Origin of the sequence: Kitasatospora sp. NPDC018619 (assembly GCF_044391605.1) — a bacterium.
GTDB lineage: Bacteria > Actinomycetota > Actinomycetes > Streptomycetales > Streptomycetaceae > Kitasatospora.
The window spans coordinates 36,740-51,006 of the sequence record NZ_JBISAI010000029.1; the positions used below are offsets into that span (position 1 = coordinate 36,740).

Sequence of the window (14,267 nt, forward strand, 5' to 3'; positions counted from 1 at the left end):
TCAGCGCTCCGCGGCGGACGCCGGACTGTCGGGGATCAGCCGGTAGCCGACCCCGCGCACGGCCTCGACCAGGCCGGGCAGCGCCAGCTTGTTGCGCAGCGAGCCGATGTGCACCTCCAGGGTGCGCCCGTTGCCCTCCCAGCCGCTGCGCCAGACCTCGCTGAAGATCTGCTCGCGGCGGTAGACCACGCCCGGGCTCTGGGCGAGCAGCGCGAGCAGGTCGAACTCCTTGCGGGTGAGCGGCACGTCGCGGCCGTCCACGCTGACCCGGCGGCGCTCCCGGTCGATCCGGATGCCGCGGGACTCCAGCGGGCCGCGCTGCTGCGGCACGGTGTCGGCCGCGGGCCCGGGTGCCGCGGCGGGGGCGGCGCCGCGGCGGGCCACGGCGTGGATGCGGGCGAGCAGCTCGCCCATGTCGTAGGGCTTGGTGACGTAGTCGTCGGCGCCCAGGTTGAGGCCGTGGATCCGGGAGCGAACGTCGGCGCGGGCGGTGACCATGATCACCGGGACGCCGCTGCCGGCCCTGATCCGGCTGCACACCTCGAAGCCGTCGCGGTCGGGCAGCCCGAGGTCGAGCAGCACCACGCGGTACGGCTCGTGGCCGTCCGGCACCAGCGCGTCCAGCGCCTCGTGCCCGCTGCGGGCGTGCCGGACCTGGAAGCCGTGCCGGCCCAGCACCGCGACCAGCGCGGCGGCCACGCGTTCGTCGTCCTCGACGAGCAGCAGTCGCATCCTGTTCTCCTCCTTCCCCCACGTGATCACCGGTGATCGCCGGCCCGATCGGTCCGGCCCGGTCCTGCGCAGTATGGGCCAGGGAACGGCCCGGCGCCAGGTTCGACCGTGCACCGGGCCCGTGGGGGCGGGAAGCACCGGCGCGGATTCCCGCTGTGACATGCCCCGTGGGTGCCCGCGCGAACAGCGCGTGGGCGCCGTGTGGCCGTTTCGTGATCCTCAAGTTCCGCTCAGATCGGCTGACGGGGTGCGGTCACGGCTCCTAAGGTCGGCCCACCGGGGGCCGCGGCTCCGCCGGCTGCGGCCCCCGGATTCGTACCACCATTGCCTCCCAAGGGAGTTGAGACTTCTCGGGCAGGCACTATTCGACGACAGAGGGAGCAGGCGCGATGACCGAGAGCCCGGTCGAGGACTCCACCCCCGCAGCCGCCCCGCTGGTCGCGCTGAGCAAGGTCAACAAGCACTACGGCGCGCTGCACGTGCTCCAGGACATCGACCTCAGGATCGCCCAGGGCGAGGTGGTCGTGCTGATCGGCCCGTCCGGCTCGGGCAAGTCGACGCTCTGCCGGACGATCAACCGGCTGGAGGCGATCGACTCCGGCACGATCACGATCGACGGCCGACCGCTGCCCGCGGAGGGCCGGGAGCTGGCCCGGCTGCGGGCCGAGGTCGGCATGGTGTTCCAGAGCTTCAACCTCTTCGCGCACAAGACCGTGCTGGAGAACGTGGTCATCGGCCAGGTGAAGGTGCGCAAGGTGCCCCGCCCGCAGGCCGAGAAGACCGCCCGGGAGCTGCTGGAGCGGGTCGGCGTCGGCGCGCAGGCGGACAAGTACCCGGCCCAGCTCTCCGGCGGCCAGCAGCAGCGCGTGGCGATCGCCCGGGCGCTGGCGATGAAGCCCAAGGTGATGCTCTTCGACGAGCCGACCTCGGCGCTCGACCCGGAGATGGTCAACGAGGTGCTGGAGGTCATGCGCCAACTGGCCGCGGACGGCATGACGATGGTCGTGGTCACCCACGAGATGGGCTTCGCCCGCTCCGCCGCCAACCGGGTGCTGTTCATGGCCGACGGGAAGATCGTCGAGCAGAACACCCCGGACGCCTTCTTCACCGCCCCGCGCTCCGACCGCGCCAAGGACTTCCTCTCGAAGATCCTCCACCACTGACGCTTCGAGACCCACCGGGCCGCCCCGGCACCGGCGCCGGCCGGCCCCGCCCGTGCACGCCTTCCAGACTCCGAGCCCGGTTGCCGCCGCGGCCCACCCCCAGGAGAACCCGCATGAGGACGTCCCGCACCCTCGCCGTCGCGCTCTGTGCCGTCGCGCTCACCGCCACCGCCGCCTGCGGCAAGGACGGCACCCCCGGCGCCACCGCCGCGAACAGCGGCACCGCCGCCCCGAAGCTGCCGAGCTACACCGTCAAGACGGACGTCAAGATCGACTCCCCGGTCCTGGCCGAGGCCAGGAAGCGCGGCCAGCTGATCATCGGCGCCAAGGCCGACCAGCCGAACCTCGGCTGGGAGGACGTCGCCAGCGGCGACCGCAGCGGCTTCGACATCGAGATCGCCAAGATGATCGCCGCCGACCTCGGCTTCACCCCGCAGCAGATCAAGTGGCAGACCCTGGTCTCCTCGCAGCGCGAGCCCGCCATCGCCAAGGGCCAGATCGACTTCTACGTCGGCACCTACAGCATCAACGACGAGCGCAAGAAGTCCGTCTCGTTCGCCGGCCCGTACTACATCGCCGGCCAGGACCTGCTGGTCAAGGCCGACAACACGACGATCACCGGCGCGGAGAGCACCACCGGCAAGAACGTCTGCACCGCCACCGGCTCGACCTCGATCAAGAACATCCAGCAGTACAACCCGAAGGTGACCCAGTTCGACACCTACTCGGCCTGCGTCGAGAAGCTGCTGTCCGGCGAGGTCGACGCGGTCACCACCGACGACGCGATCCTCAAGGGCTACGCCTCCAAGTACGCCCCCAAGCTCAAGGTGGTCGGCAAGCCGTTCACCAAGGAGAACTACGGCGTCGGCCTCAACAAGGACGACAAGGCCCTGCGCGACGCCATCAGCGACGCCCTCAAGGCCCACGAGGACAACGGCGACTGGAAGAAGGCCTACGACGCCACCCTGGGCGCCTCCGGCTCCCCGGCGCCAGAGGTCCCGGCCCTCGAGCGCTACTGATCCACCCGCCGTACGTCGGTTTCCCGACCATGACCTGAGAGGAGGGCCGCCGGATGGGGTTCCTGTTCGAGGACGACAACTTCGCGTTGTTCCGCGACGGCTTCCTACAGACGATCGAGGTGAGCGCGCTCAGCGCGCTGCTCGCCCTGCTGCTGGGCACCCTGCTGGCGGCCTTCCGGGTCTCCCCGGTACCGGTCCTGCGCGCCTTCGGCACCACCTGGGTGACGCTCTTCCGCAACACCCCGCTGACCCTGCTGTTCTTCGCCGTCACCTTCGGCCTGCCGCCGCTGGGCGTGCACTTCAGCCACCTGGTGTTCGCGGTGCTGGCGCTCGGCGGGTACACCGCCTCGTTCGTCTGCGAGGTGATCCGCTCCGGCATCAACACCGTGCCGCTCGGCCAGGCGGAGGCGGCCCGCAGCCTCGGCATGACCTTCGGCCAGACCCTCACCCTGGTCGTCCTGCCGCAGGCCGCCCGGACCGTCCTCGGCCCGATGAGCAGCGTGTTCATCGCGCTGCCCAGGAACTCGGCGATCGCCGGCGCGTTCAGCGTCACCGAGCTGTACAGCTCCCAGCAGACCTTCTCCGAGCGCGGCTACTCGATCTTCGCCATCTTCTTCTGGGTGGCCTGCGCCTACCTGCTGATCAGCGCGACGGTCGCCACGTTCTTCCGCTTCCTGGAATCCCGACTGGCGGTGGCCCGATGAGCGAGCGCAGCGAGCGAACAATCACGAGGTGCGCGTGGGCGAAGGCCCCTGCCGAGCGCAGCGAGGTGGGCGCATGAGCGAGCGCAGCGAGCGAACAATCACAAGGTGCGCGTGGGCGAAGGCCCCTGCCGAGCGCAGCGAGGTGGGCGCATGAGCCTTCTCCACCGCCAGGCTTCGGCCAGCGTCCTCTACGACACCCCCGGCCCGCGGGCCCGCGCCCGCTACCGCGCGTTCGGCGTGCTCTCGGTGCTCGGCATCGCCGGCCTCCTCTGGTACGTCGTCAGCGCGCTGAACGACAACGGCCAGTTCGACGCGGGCCTCTGGGACGCCTTCCAGTACACCTACGTCCAGCAGCAGATCGTGGACGGCCTGCTCTCCACCCTGGAGGCCTTCGGGCTCGCGGCGGCCTTCTCACTCACCCTGGGCGCGCTGCTGGCGGCCGGTCAGCTCTCCGACCACCGGCCGGTCCGCTGGTTCTGCACGGCCTTCACCCAGTTCTTCCGGGCGATGCCGCTGCTGATCCTGATCGTGGCGCTCTACTACGCCTTCTTCGCCCAGCAGCCGATGTGGGCGCTGGTGCTCGGCCTCACCCTCTACAACGGGGCGGTCCAGGCCGAGATCATCCGCAGCGGCGTCAACGCCGTCCCGCGCGGTCAGGCCGAGGCGGCGTACGGGCTCGGCATGCGCAAGACCCAGGTGATGACGTCGATCCTGGTGCCGCAGGCCGTCCGCTCGATGCTGCCCTCGATGATCGGCCAACTGGTCGTCACCCTCAAGGACACCTCGCTCGGCTTCGTCATCACCTACCACGAGCTGCTGTTCATCGGTAAGGCGATCGCCAGCCAGCCGATCAACGCCGCGGGCTTCCCCTACATCCCCGTGGTGCTCGTGATCGGGCCGATCTACATCGCGATGTGCCTCCTGTTGACCGCGCTCGCACGTTGGATCGAAGCACGCGGCCGTCGCGGCGCGAACCGGCGCACTTCGGCTTCTGCTTGACGGACACGCAGGTGAACTGTTGCATTGCTCTTCGTGACACCTCCCGGGAGCATCCACGCGGCATATGCGGCAGCGGTAACTGACGCCGGCCGATCGGCCGGTTCGCGCCCGGAGGTTCCCTCATGGACCCGGTGATCGTGGTCGGGGCCGGACCGGTCGGTCTGGCCCTGGCCCTCGCCCTGGCCCGGCACGAGGTGCCCACCATCGTCCTGGACGAGGGCTCCGGCCTCTGCCCCGAGGGCCCGCGCAGCCTCGTGCTCGGCGCCGACACCGCCGCCTTCCTGACCCGGATCGGCTACCCGCGGGCCGTCTCGGACTCCGCGCTGTGGGACTCCTTCGCCATCTGGCGCCGCCGGCAGGAGGTGCTACGGATCGACCTCACCGACTCGCCCACCTTCCACCTGCCCCAGCACCGCCTCCAGCGCGGCCTGCGCGACGCCCTGACCGGCACCCCGCTGATCAGACTGGTGCCGCTCAGCCGGGTCGTCGAGCTCGAACAGGACCGGGACGGCGTCAGCCTGCGCACCATGGGCACCCAGGACGGCACCACCACCTGGTGGCGCGGCAGCCACCTGGTCGGCTGCGACGGCGCGAGATCCACCGTCCGCAGACTCCTGAAGATCCGTTTCCCCGGCCGCCCCGCCGTCGACCGCAACGCCATCGCCACCGTCCGGGTCGACCTGCCCTTCGAGGGTGCCCGGCTGCACCGCGAGCCCCCGTGGCGGGGCGACCGCGAGGCCTCCGCCCGTCCGCTGCCGGACGGCGTCTGGCGGCTCGACTGGCGGCTGCCCCCCGGCCGACCCGCCGCCACCGAGCCGGTCGACCCGCACGCCACCTGGCCCGGCATCGTCACCGGCGACACCCTGCTCACCCGGGTCACCTCCACCCTCACCGGCTGGTGCGGCGAGCTGCCCCGCTTCGAGCTGCTGGCCGCCGCCGACCACACCGCCCAGCAGCGGCTCGCCGCCCGCTTCCGGGTCGGCCGCTGCTTCCTCGCCGGGGACGCCGCCCACCTGCACGGCGCGCTCGGCATGCAGAACCTCACGGACGGGCTGCGCGACGCCGACAACCTCGCCTGGCGGCTCTCCCTCGCCTGGCACCTCCACTCCGGCGGCCCGCAGCCCGGCGGCTCGCTGCTGGACGGCTACGAAGCCGAGCGGCGCGGGGCGGTCGGCGCCCGGCTGCGCGCGGTCGACCAGTCCATGCCGCTGCTGCGCCCGCTGCGCGGCTGGCAGCAGACCAGGCGCTCGCTGCTGGTCGGCGGCTTCCGCAAGCACGCCCCGCTGCTCGCCGACGGCCAGCTCGGCACCGGCCGGTTCGGCGGCGCGCCCGCCTACCCGGCGGCGCCCTCCGGCGTCCCCGCCCGGGTGCCGGTGCAGCGCGGCGCGCGCGGCACCACCTCGCTCACCGAGCTGCTGCCCGCCACCGCCCCGGGCGTGCTCGTCCCGGACCTGCCGGTGCTCGGCGCCGACGGCACCCCCGACCACCTGCACGCCCGGCTCGGCACCACCTTCCTGCTGCTGCTGGTCGCCCCCGGCACCGCCGTCTGGTCCTCCGAGCACTGGCTCGGCGCCGGCCTGATGCCCCGCCTCGCCGAGGTCGCCGCCGCGCTACCCGTCCCGGCCGAGGTGCTGGTCACCGAGGACTACCCGGGCGCCGGCCCGCACACCGTCCTGCTGATCCGCCCGGACGGCCACCTGGTCGGCGCCACCCAGGGCGCCGTGGCCGAGGACCTGCTCGCCCTCGCCGACCGCGCCCGCGGCGGCCCGGCCACGCTCACCCCGGCCGCCGACCCGGCCGACCGGCCCGCGCCCCGCCAGGTGGACTCCCCCAGCCAGGGCGTCTCCTAGGGCGGCACCCGGCGAGAATTGTCAGACACGCCCCAGGGCCGGCTCCGGCAGATGCACACCTAGCCGGCCACCGCCGTGGCCCGGCTCTCGCGGACCACCGTCACCCGGATCCGGCCCGGGTGGGCCAGCTCGGTGGAGACCTGGCGGGCGACCTCACGGGCGATCAGCTCCGCGCCGAGGTCGTCCACCGCCTCCGGACGGACCATCACCCGGACCTCGCGGCCGGCCTGCATCGCGTACACCTCGGCCACGCCCTCGTGCGAGCGCGCGATCTCCTCCAGCCGCGCCAGCCGCCGGACGAACAGCTCCAGCGACTCCTTGCGCGCACCCGGCCGGCCGCCCGAGCAGCCGTCCGCGGCCTGGGTCAGCACGGCCGTCACGGTGCGGGGCTCGACCTCGTTGTGGTGGGCGGCGATCGCGTGCACCACCTCGGAGGACTCGCCGTACCGCCGGGCGAGCTCCGCGCCCGCCGCGGCGTGGCTGCCCTCGGACTCGTGGGTGAGCGCCTTGCCGATGTCGTGCAGCAGCGCCGCGCGCCGCACCGGCTCCGGGTCCGCCCCGAGCTCGGCGGCCATCAGCCCGGCCAGGTGCGCGGACTCCAGGAGGTGCCCGAGCACGTTCTGCCCGTACGACGTCCGGTAGCGCAACGAGCCCAGGGTGCGGACGAGTTCGGGGTGCATCCCGCCGACCCGGGCGTCCAGCAGGGCGTCCTCGCCGGCCCGCACGCAGCTCCGCCCGACCTCCTCGCGGCTGCGCCCGTACAGCTCCTCGATCCGGGCCGGGTGGATCCGGCCGTCCTCGACCAGCTGCGCCAGGGTGAGCCGGGCGGTCTCCCGGCGGACCGGGTCGAAGCAGGAGAGCTGCACCGACCCTGGGGTGTCGTCGACGATCAGGTTCACCCCGGTGACCGCCTCGAAGGCGCGGATGTTGCGGCCCTCGCGGCCGATGATCCGGCCCTTGACGTCCTCGTTCGGCAGCGGCAGGACGGTGACGGCGCTCTGCGCGGTCTGCTCCGTCGCCAGCCGCTGCACGGCCCCGGCGACGATCTCCCGGGCCCGGCGCTCGCCCTCCTCCCGCGCCTCGCGCTCGATCTCCCGGACGGTGACCGCGGCCTCCCGCCGGGCCGACTCCTCGGCCTCCCGCAGGAGTTCGGCGCGGGCCTGCGCGGCGGAGAGCCCGGCGGCCCGCTCCAGCACCGTCGCCCGCCGGGCGAGCAGCGCCTCGGCCTCGCCCAGGGAGCGCTCCAACTCGGCCGATCGCTCGGCGAGTTCGTCCTCCCGGCGGTGCAGCCTGCGCAGCTCCTCGGCGATCTGCTCGGTGTGGCGAGCCAACTCGGCCCGCTGCCGGGCGGTCTGCTCCTCGGCCCACCGGCGGGCCTGCTGGGCCTCGGCGAGGGCACCGCTGCGGGCCGCCCGGAGCCGCCTGACCGCCAGCCCGGCGGCCACCGCGAGCGCCAGGAGGAGCGCGGCCGATCCGGCGACCGACACCAGCGCAGCACTCGGGCCGGTACCCGCCGAGATCCCCATTCCCGCCCACCCCCGTCGCCGCACGGGCCGCCGTCGGAAGGCGCCCCGGGCACTGAAGGCGAGGCTAAGTCGGGGTCACGAAGTGGTCAAGAGTTGACCTGCTTCACTCCAGGACGCCTACAGAACGACCACTACTCCCGACCCGCCGGTTCACTCCACTCCTCTTCCAGGGCACTGCGCACCACCCGGAACGCCAACCCCTCCGAGTAGCCGCGCCGGGCCAGCATCCCGACCAGCCGCCGGGTGCGCACCTGGGTGTCCAGCCCCCGGGTGGACCGCAGCTTGCGCTCGACCAGCGCCCGGGCGGCGTCCGTCTCGTCGTCGTGGTCGAGCCGGGCGACGGCCTGCTCGACGAGGTCGGCGGCGACGCCCTTGGTGCGCAGCTCCTGGGCCAGCGCCCGCCGGGACAGGCCCCGGACGGCGTGCCGGGACTCCACCCAGGCCGCGGCGAAGGCCGCGTCGTCGATCAGCCCGACCTCTTCGAGCCGGGTGAGCACCCCGTCGGCGACCTCGTCCGGGATCTCCCGTTTGCGCAGGGCGTCGGCGAGCTGTTTGCGGGTCTTGGCGGCACCGGTCAGCAGCCGCAGGCAGACGTCCCGCGCGCGGGTCTCCGGATCGGCCGACTCCTCGGCCTGCCGACGGGAGGCACGGCCGGCGCCCTCCTGCTCGGACGGCCCGGTGGCGGGACGGCCCCGCCGCCCGCCGCGGCGGGGGGCCGAGGCGACCGCACCCCCGTGACCGGCCGCCTCACCCCCGCCCCGGCGGCCCGCTCCGGCCGGCGGCGCCGTATCGAACCCGGCCGCTTCCAGCCCGGCCGTATCCGGCCCGGCCGCGTCGAGTTCCTCGGCCGCCAGGGCCGAACGCCGCCGTCGGCGGCCGGTGGGCAGCTCGGAGGCGGAGACCAGGCCGAGCGCCTCGACCGGGGTTTCCGCCGGCTCCGGCCCGGGCGCCGCGCCGCGCACCGCCCGGGCCGGAGCCAGGTCGGACTCCGGCTCGGGGCCGGATGCCCACTGCGAGGTGGACCGGCGGCCGCGCCGGGAGCGCGGGGCCCGGGGCGCGACGGGCGCCGGCTCGGGCTCCTCCGCGACCGCGGCGAACCAGTCCGGCGGCCCGTAGTCGTCGTCCTCCGGGCCGGCCGGGCCGCCGCCCACCGTGTCGTGCTGCGTCAACGGCTCAGGCGTTGGCCGCCGCCGTCTTCTTCGCCGCGGCCGCCTTGGTGGCGGTCGCGGTGATCGGCTTGGCCGCGCCCTCGGCGGCGGCGGGCTCGGCCACGCTCTCGGCCGGCTCCTCCTGCTTCGGGCCGATGCCGAGCTTGCCCTTGATCTTCCGCTCGATCTCGTCGGCGAGCTGCGGGTTGTCCCGCAGGAAGTTGCGGGCGTTCTCCTTGCCCTGGCCGAGCTGGTCGCCCTCGTAGGTGTACCAGGCGCCCGACTTGCGGATGAAGCCGTGCTCCACGCCCATGTCGATCAGGCCGCCCTCGCGGCTGATGCCCACGCCGTAGAGGATGTCGAACTCGGCCTGCTTGAACGGCGCGGCGACCTTGTTCTTGACCACCTTGACGCGGGTGCGGTTGCCGACCGCCTCGGTGCCGTCCTTCAGGGTCTCGATCCGGCGGATGTCCAGACGGACCGAGGCGTAGAACTTCAGCGCCCGGCCACCCGTCGTGGTCTCCGGCGAACCGAACATCACGCCGATCTTCTCGCGCAGCTGGTTGATGAAGATCGCGGTGGTGTTCGACTGGTTCAGCGCACCGGCGATCTTGCGCAGCGCCTGGCTCATCAGCCGGGCCTGCAGACCGACGTGCGAGTCGCCCATCTCGCCCTCGATCTCGGCGCGCGGCACGAGCGCCGCGACCGAGTCGATGATCACCAGGTCGATCGCGCCGGAGCGGATCAGCATGTCGGTGATCTCCAGCGCCTGCTCACCCGTGTCCGGCTGGCTGACCAGCAGGGCGTCGGTGTCCACGCCGAGCTTCTTGGCGTACTCCGGGTCGAGCGCGTGCTCCGCGTCGACGAACGCGACCGTGCCGCCGGCCCTCTGGGCGTTGGCGGCCAGGTGCAGGGTCAGGGTGGTCTTACCGGAGGACTCGGGGCCGTAGATCTCGATCACCCGGCCGCGCGGGATGCCGCCGACACCGAGGGCGACGTCCAGGGCGGTGGACCCGGTGGAGATCACCTCGACCGGCTCGTTGGCCTTCTCGCCGAGGCGCATCACCGAGCCCTTGCCGAACTGCCGCTCGATCTGGGCGAGAGCGGTCTCCAGGGCCTTCTCGCGGTCCGTACCTGCCATGGCTTTTTCCCTCGGGTTCTGTGCTGTGCGCTTCATCGCCCTCGACGCTAGCGCGTCCCACTGACAAACGAGCCCGACCGGGCTCCGCCTGTGGAAAACTCCTCGCCGGAGAGTACAAAGAACATCTGTTCGATTCAAGCGTCGCACGTCCGGGCCCCGCCGCCGCTCCCGAAGCCTCCCGGACGAGGCGCCCCGGCTCACTCCCCGCGGCTCGCCCCGTCCCCGCCGACCATCCGGCGCAGCCGCCGGGCCGCCTCCCGGCGCAGCTCCCGCCGGGCCCGGCGCTGCTCGCCCCGGTCGATCCGCGGATCGGTGGCCACCTCGTACCGGCGCACGTACGTCCCCACGAAGCCCTGGAGCGTCGCCGCCGCCGGGATCGCGATCACCGCGCCGACCGCGCCGAGCAGCGCCGCCCCCGCGATCACCGCGCCGAAGGCCAGCGCCGGGTGCACGTCCACCGTCCGCGCGGTGATCCGCGGCTGCAGCAGGTAGTTCTCGATCTGCTGGTAGACCACCACGAAGCCCAGCACCCACAGCGCGTCCACCGGATCCACCGTCAGCGCCACCAGCACCGGCAGCGCCCCGGCCAGGTACGTCCCGACGGTCGGCACGAACTGCGACATCGCGCCGACCCAGACCGCCAGCGCCGCCGCGTACGGCAGGTCCAGCAGGGCGAACACCACCCAGTGCCCGACGGCGGACGCCACCGCGAGCAGCGCCCGGGAGTAGAGGTAGCCGCCGGTCTTGACGAGCGCGATCTCCCAGGCCCGCAGCACCTCGCCCTGCCTGGCGGGCGGCAGCACGGAGCACACCGCCCGGCGCACCCGCGGCCCCTCGGCGGTGAAGTAGAAGGTGAACAGCCCGACCGTGAAGGCCTGGAAGAGCCCGCCGATCACGGTGGACGAGACACCCCAGACGTTGTCGGCGGCCTGCTGGACGTAGTTCTCGATGGTGCCGGAATCCTTGAGCAAACGATTCTGCAGCTCACCCAGCGAGAGGTCCTGGTGGAAGGTCCGGTTGATCCAGCCGATCAGGCTGTCGACCAGGTGCGGGAGGTCCTCCGCGATCTTCGCCACCTGGTCGACCAGCAGCGTGCCGAGCGCGGCGACGAAGCCCACCGCCGCGACCCCGACCCCCACGAACACCAGGAACGTCCCGACCCCCCGGCGCACCCCGCGCGCCGCCATCCGGTCCACCGCCGGCTCCAGCGCCAGCGACAGGAAGAACGACACCAGCAGCATCACGAACAGGTCGATCAGCTGCCGGAACGCCCAGTCCGCGAGCTGGAAGAGCCCGACCAGGGCCAGGAACAGCACCATCGCCCGCGGCAGCCAGCGCGGCATCCCACCGCTCCACGACCCCGCGCCCGCCGGGGCGTCCTCGACGACGGGGTCCGATTCCTTCTGTTCTGCGCTGTTCGTCACCCGAACAGTCTGGCCCATTCCCGCGGGCGGTCCCTCAGCGCAGCACCCCGGAGACGCCCTGGGTGTCGCAGACCACGCGCCAGACGTCCTTGGCCTCCCAGCCCGCCTCCAGCGCCTGCCGCACCGTCCGCCCGCCCAGCTCGCTCATCACGTGGTCGGTCGCGAACGACTCGGCGTACGCCTCCCCGAAGTGCGCGTGCATCCGTCGCCAGAACTCGGTCAGCCTCATGCCCCCAGTATCCCGGACCGCGCCCGCCACTCGCCGAGCGTCAGCGCGTACTCGACCTCGCCGTGCTCGCTGCCCGCGATCGCCTCCGGGTAGTCCTCGTGGAAGGTGCGGACGTACGACAGCCCGCTCTTCTCCATCACCCGCCGCGAGCCCGCGTTCACCGCCATGGTGTACGCCACCACCCGCTCCACGCCCAGCTCCGCGAACCCCCGCCGGACCAGCGCCCGCGCCCCCTCCGTCGCGTACCCGCGCCCCCAGGCGTCCCGGCGCAGCCGGTACCCCAGCTCGACCTCCGCGCGCTCCCCCTCCCGCGTCGGCCGGAACTCGAACCAGCCGAGGAACGCCCCGCCCGCCCGCTCCTCGGCGGCCCACCAGCCGAGGTCCCCGTAGCGCCGGTAGTGCTCCAGGTACGTCGGCAGCAGCGTGCGCTCGACCCACTCCCGCGCGCTCGGCTTCCCCCCGGTGAGGAACCGCATCACCTCCGGGTCCCCGTCCAGCTCGACCAGCCGGTCGGCGTCCGCCGTGGTGAAGCGCCGCAGCAGCAGCCGCTCGGTCGTCAGGAACACCGCCGCACCCGAATCGCTCATCCCCCGATCCTCACCCCCTGCCCCGGCCCCCGTCACCTGCTTTTCCCGCGTCCCCGGGCCGTCCCGCCACCGCGGCGCCGCGCGCCGGCGCCGCCGTCCTCACCGGGGCAGCACCAGCGTCCCCGCACCGAGGTACTGCCGCTCCGCGTCACCGCCCGGAGCCGCCGCCCCCGCGAGCAGCGCCGCCAGCCCGTCCGCGCCCAGCTCCGGGTGCAGCGCCGCCGCGACGGCCACCGCCCCGGTCACGTGCGCGGCCGCCATCGAGGTCCCGGCGAGCGCCGCGTACCGCCCGTCCGGCCAGTCGGAGACCACCGCCCCCTGCGACCCGCCGTCCGGCTCGCCGCCCGGCGCGGCCAGCGAGACCCGTCCGCGCCCGTGGTTGGAGTAGCCCGCCGGGCGCCCGTCCCGGTTCACCGCGGTGACGGTGACGACGCCGGGCAGCTCCCCGGGCAGCCGCACGCACTCGGTGCCCAGCCGGCGGACCGGCGCCGGCCCGGTGACCCGGTCGTTCGGGCTGCGCTCGTCGGTCCGCGCGGCGCCCAGGTCCTGCCCGTCGTTGCCCGCCGAGGCGACCACCACCGCCCCCTTCCGCCGGGCGTACGCGGCGGCCCGTCCGACGGCGGCGATCAGCACGGCCTGGTCCCCGTCCTCGGGGCAGTTGTACTTCCACGGGTCGGCGAAGTAGCTGTTGTTGACCGCCCTGGCGCCGTGGTCGGCGGCCCAGAGCAGGCCGCAGACGATGTTCTCCGCGTAGTACTGCCCGAGCGGCCCGAGCAGCCGGACGGCGGCGATCCGCACGCCGGGCGCCACCCCGGTGACGCCGTGGCCGTCCCGCGCGGCGCCGACGATCCCGGCGACGTGGGTGCCGTGGCCGCTCTCGACCACCCCGGGGTCGGGCCGCCAGGCGCCGCTGCGGGCGTCGGGCCGGCCGTCCGCGCAGGAGGCGGAGGCCTTCGGGTCGACGGCGGCCCGCAGGTCCGGGTGGGTGTCGTCGACCCCGGAGTCCAGCACCGCGACCAGCACCCCGTGCAGCGCGTCGGCGCCCGGCCGGGCGCCGACGGGCACCGCCGGGGAGTCGCCCGACGGACCGCCGGCGGCACCGATCGCGGCGAGGTTCCAGGCGTCGCCCTCCCCCGGATCGGGCACCGTCACCGTCTCCCCGTCCGCCCGGTCCCCGCCCCGGCCCCGGGCCGTGCCCCTGGTGAAGTCCCCCGCCCCCGCCAGCGCCCGCGGCGGCGCGACCACCGGCGCGGTCCTGGTCGCGCCGACGGCGGCGATCCCGGGCCGGCCCCGCACCCGCTCGGCGAACGGTCCGGTCGCGTACACCAGCACGGCCCCGATCTGCGGGTACTCCTGGACCACCTGCCCGCCCGCCGCCCGGCTCTCCGCTCCGGCCCGGGCCGCCCCGGCCGCGTCCTCGCCCTCGGCCAGCACCAGGTAGCTGAGGTAGGCCCGGCCCGGCCCGGACACGTAGGGGACGGCGCCACCGACCACCAGCGCGGTGAGCAGCACCGCCAGCAGCGCCCGGACGGGCCCGCGGACCCGGCGGCGCCGGGCGGCCCTGCCCGGCGGGTGCGCCTGCGCCATCGCACGGTCTCCGCTCGTCGGTCCGGTGGGTCACGGATGGATCAAGCATCCGAATCCTCACCATATGAGCGGATTGTCATTTCTGCTCCCCGGCGGGCACACGAGCGGGCGCCACGGACGGGCACCACGGACGGGCACCACGGACGAACGCCACGGAC

The 14,267-nt window shown here is 73.9% G+C and carries 13 protein-coding genes; 5 read left to right on the forward strand and 8 right to left on the reverse strand.

Annotated features, from left to right (window positions below; all coding sequences use genetic code 11):
* Positions 1 to 732, reverse strand: coding sequence for a response regulator transcription factor (locus ACH5AR_RS31385; protein ID WP_396304923.1), 732 nt, complete (start codon positions 730 to 732; stop codon positions 1 to 3).
* Between the two features lie 389 nt (positions 733 to 1,121).
* On the opposite strand from ACH5AR_RS31385, the gene ACH5AR_RS31390 reads away from it, so the two are divergent.
* From ACH5AR_RS31390 to ACH5AR_RS31410, 5 genes are all read left to right on the forward strand, one after another.
* Positions 1,122 to 1,895, forward strand: a complete 774-nt coding sequence (locus ACH5AR_RS31390) for an amino acid ABC transporter ATP-binding protein (RefSeq protein WP_396304924.1) — start codon at positions 1,122 to 1,124, stop codon at positions 1,893 to 1,895.
* 113 nt (positions 1,896 to 2,008) lie between these two features.
* Complete coding sequence (locus ACH5AR_RS31395) at positions 2,009 to 2,914, forward strand: glutamate ABC transporter substrate-binding protein (protein ID WP_396304925.1); 906 nt, start codon at positions 2,009 to 2,011, stop codon at positions 2,912 to 2,914.
* 53 nt (positions 2,915 to 2,967) lie between these two features.
* Entirely contained in the window at positions 2,968 to 3,618 is a 651-nt protein-coding gene (locus ACH5AR_RS31400; RefSeq protein ID WP_396304926.1) for an amino acid ABC transporter permease, read from the forward strand.
* 150 nt (positions 3,619 to 3,768) lie between these two features.
* Entirely contained in the window at positions 3,769 to 4,617 is an 849-nt protein-coding gene (locus ACH5AR_RS31405) for an amino acid ABC transporter permease (RefSeq protein WP_396304927.1), read from the forward strand.
* Positions 4,618 to 4,739: 122 nt separating this feature from the next.
* Positions 4,740 to 6,467: an FAD-dependent monooxygenase gene (locus tag ACH5AR_RS31410; RefSeq protein ID WP_396304928.1), complete on the forward strand. Its 1,728-nt coding sequence runs from the start codon at positions 4,740 to 4,742 to the stop codon at positions 6,465 to 6,467.
* A 59-nt stretch (positions 6,468 to 6,526) separates the two neighbouring features.
* On the opposite strand, the gene rny is transcribed toward ACH5AR_RS31410, so the two are convergent.
* The 7 genes from rny to ACH5AR_RS31445 form a co-directional block, all read right to left on the reverse strand.
* Positions 6,527 to 7,954: a ribonuclease Y gene (rny, locus tag ACH5AR_RS31415; RefSeq protein ID WP_396304929.1), complete on the reverse strand. Its 1,428-nt coding sequence runs from the start codon at positions 7,952 to 7,954 to the stop codon at positions 6,527 to 6,529.
* Positions 7,955 to 8,124: 170 nt separating this feature from the next.
* The gene (recX, locus tag ACH5AR_RS31420; protein ID WP_396304930.1) at positions 8,125 to 9,162 is read right to left on the reverse strand and encodes a recombination regulator RecX; all 1,038 of its coding nucleotides are present in this window, start codon (positions 9,160 to 9,162) and stop codon (positions 8,125 to 8,127) included.
* Positions 9,163 to 9,166: 4 nt separating this feature from the next.
* On the reverse strand, positions 9,167 to 10,282 hold the full coding sequence (recA, locus tag ACH5AR_RS31425) for a recombinase RecA (protein WP_396304931.1): 1,116 nt from the start codon (positions 10,280 to 10,282) through the stop codon (positions 9,167 to 9,169).
* A gap of 197 nt (positions 10,283 to 10,479) precedes the next feature.
* Positions 10,480 to 11,625 (reverse strand): AI-2E family transporter, encoded by a 1,146-nt coding sequence (locus ACH5AR_RS31430; RefSeq protein ID WP_396304946.1) that lies wholly within the window; start codon positions 11,623 to 11,625, stop codon positions 10,480 to 10,482.
* Between the two features lie 115 nt (positions 11,626 to 11,740).
* Complete coding sequence (locus ACH5AR_RS31435) at positions 11,741 to 11,935, reverse strand: DUF3046 domain-containing protein (protein WP_363393158.1); 195 nt, start codon at positions 11,933 to 11,935, stop codon at positions 11,741 to 11,743.
* On the reverse strand, positions 11,932 to 12,522 hold the full coding sequence (locus tag ACH5AR_RS31440) for a GNAT family N-acetyltransferase (RefSeq protein WP_396304932.1): 591 nt from the start codon (positions 12,520 to 12,522) through the stop codon (positions 11,932 to 11,934). The genes ACH5AR_RS31435 and ACH5AR_RS31440 overlap by 4 nt, the downstream gene beginning before the upstream one ends.
* A 99-nt stretch (positions 12,523 to 12,621) precedes the next feature.
* Complete coding sequence (locus tag ACH5AR_RS31445) at positions 12,622 to 14,109, reverse strand: S8 family peptidase (protein WP_396304933.1); 1,488 nt, start codon at positions 14,107 to 14,109, stop codon at positions 12,622 to 12,624.
* Positions 14,110 to 14,267: the final 158 nt, after the last annotated feature.

Bases quoted from the DNA above. Each gene is read 5' to 3' on its own strand.
- ACH5AR_RS31385 (WP_396304923.1), bottom strand. From the start codon at position 732: ATGCGACTGCTGCTCGTCGAGGACGACGAACGCGTGGCCGCCGCGCTG.
- ACH5AR_RS31390 (WP_396304924.1), top strand. From the start codon at position 1,122: ATGACCGAGAGCCCGGTCGAGGACTCCACCCCCGCAGCCGCCCCGCTG.
- ACH5AR_RS31395 (WP_396304925.1), top strand. From the start codon at position 2,009: ATGAGGACGTCCCGCACCCTCGCCGTCGCGCTCTGTGCCGTCGCGCTC.
- ACH5AR_RS31400 (WP_396304926.1), top strand. From the start codon at position 2,968: ATGGGGTTCCTGTTCGAGGACGACAACTTCGCGTTGTTCCGCGACGGC.
- ACH5AR_RS31405 (WP_396304927.1), top strand. From the start codon at position 3,769: ATGAGCCTTCTCCACCGCCAGGCTTCGGCCAGCGTCCTCTACGACACC.
- ACH5AR_RS31410 (WP_396304928.1), top strand. From the start codon at position 4,740: ATGGACCCGGTGATCGTGGTCGGGGCCGGACCGGTCGGTCTGGCCCTG.
- recA (WP_396304931.1), bottom strand. From the start codon at position 10,282: ATGGCAGGTACGGACCGCGAGAAGGCCCTGGAGACCGCTCTCGCCCAG.
- ACH5AR_RS31430 (WP_396304946.1), bottom strand. From the start codon at position 11,625: ATGCCGCGCTGGCTGCCGCGGGCGATGGTGCTGTTCCTGGCCCTGGTC.
- ACH5AR_RS31435 (WP_363393158.1), bottom strand. From the start codon at position 11,935: ATGAGGCTGACCGAGTTCTGGCGACGGATGCACGCGCACTTCGGGGAG.
- ACH5AR_RS31440 (WP_396304932.1), bottom strand. From the start codon at position 12,522: ATGAGCGATTCGGGTGCGGCGGTGTTCCTGACGACCGAGCGGCTGCTG.
- ACH5AR_RS31445 (WP_396304933.1), bottom strand. From the start codon at position 14,109: ATGGCGCAGGCGCACCCGCCGGGCAGGGCCGCCCGGCGCCGCCGGGTC.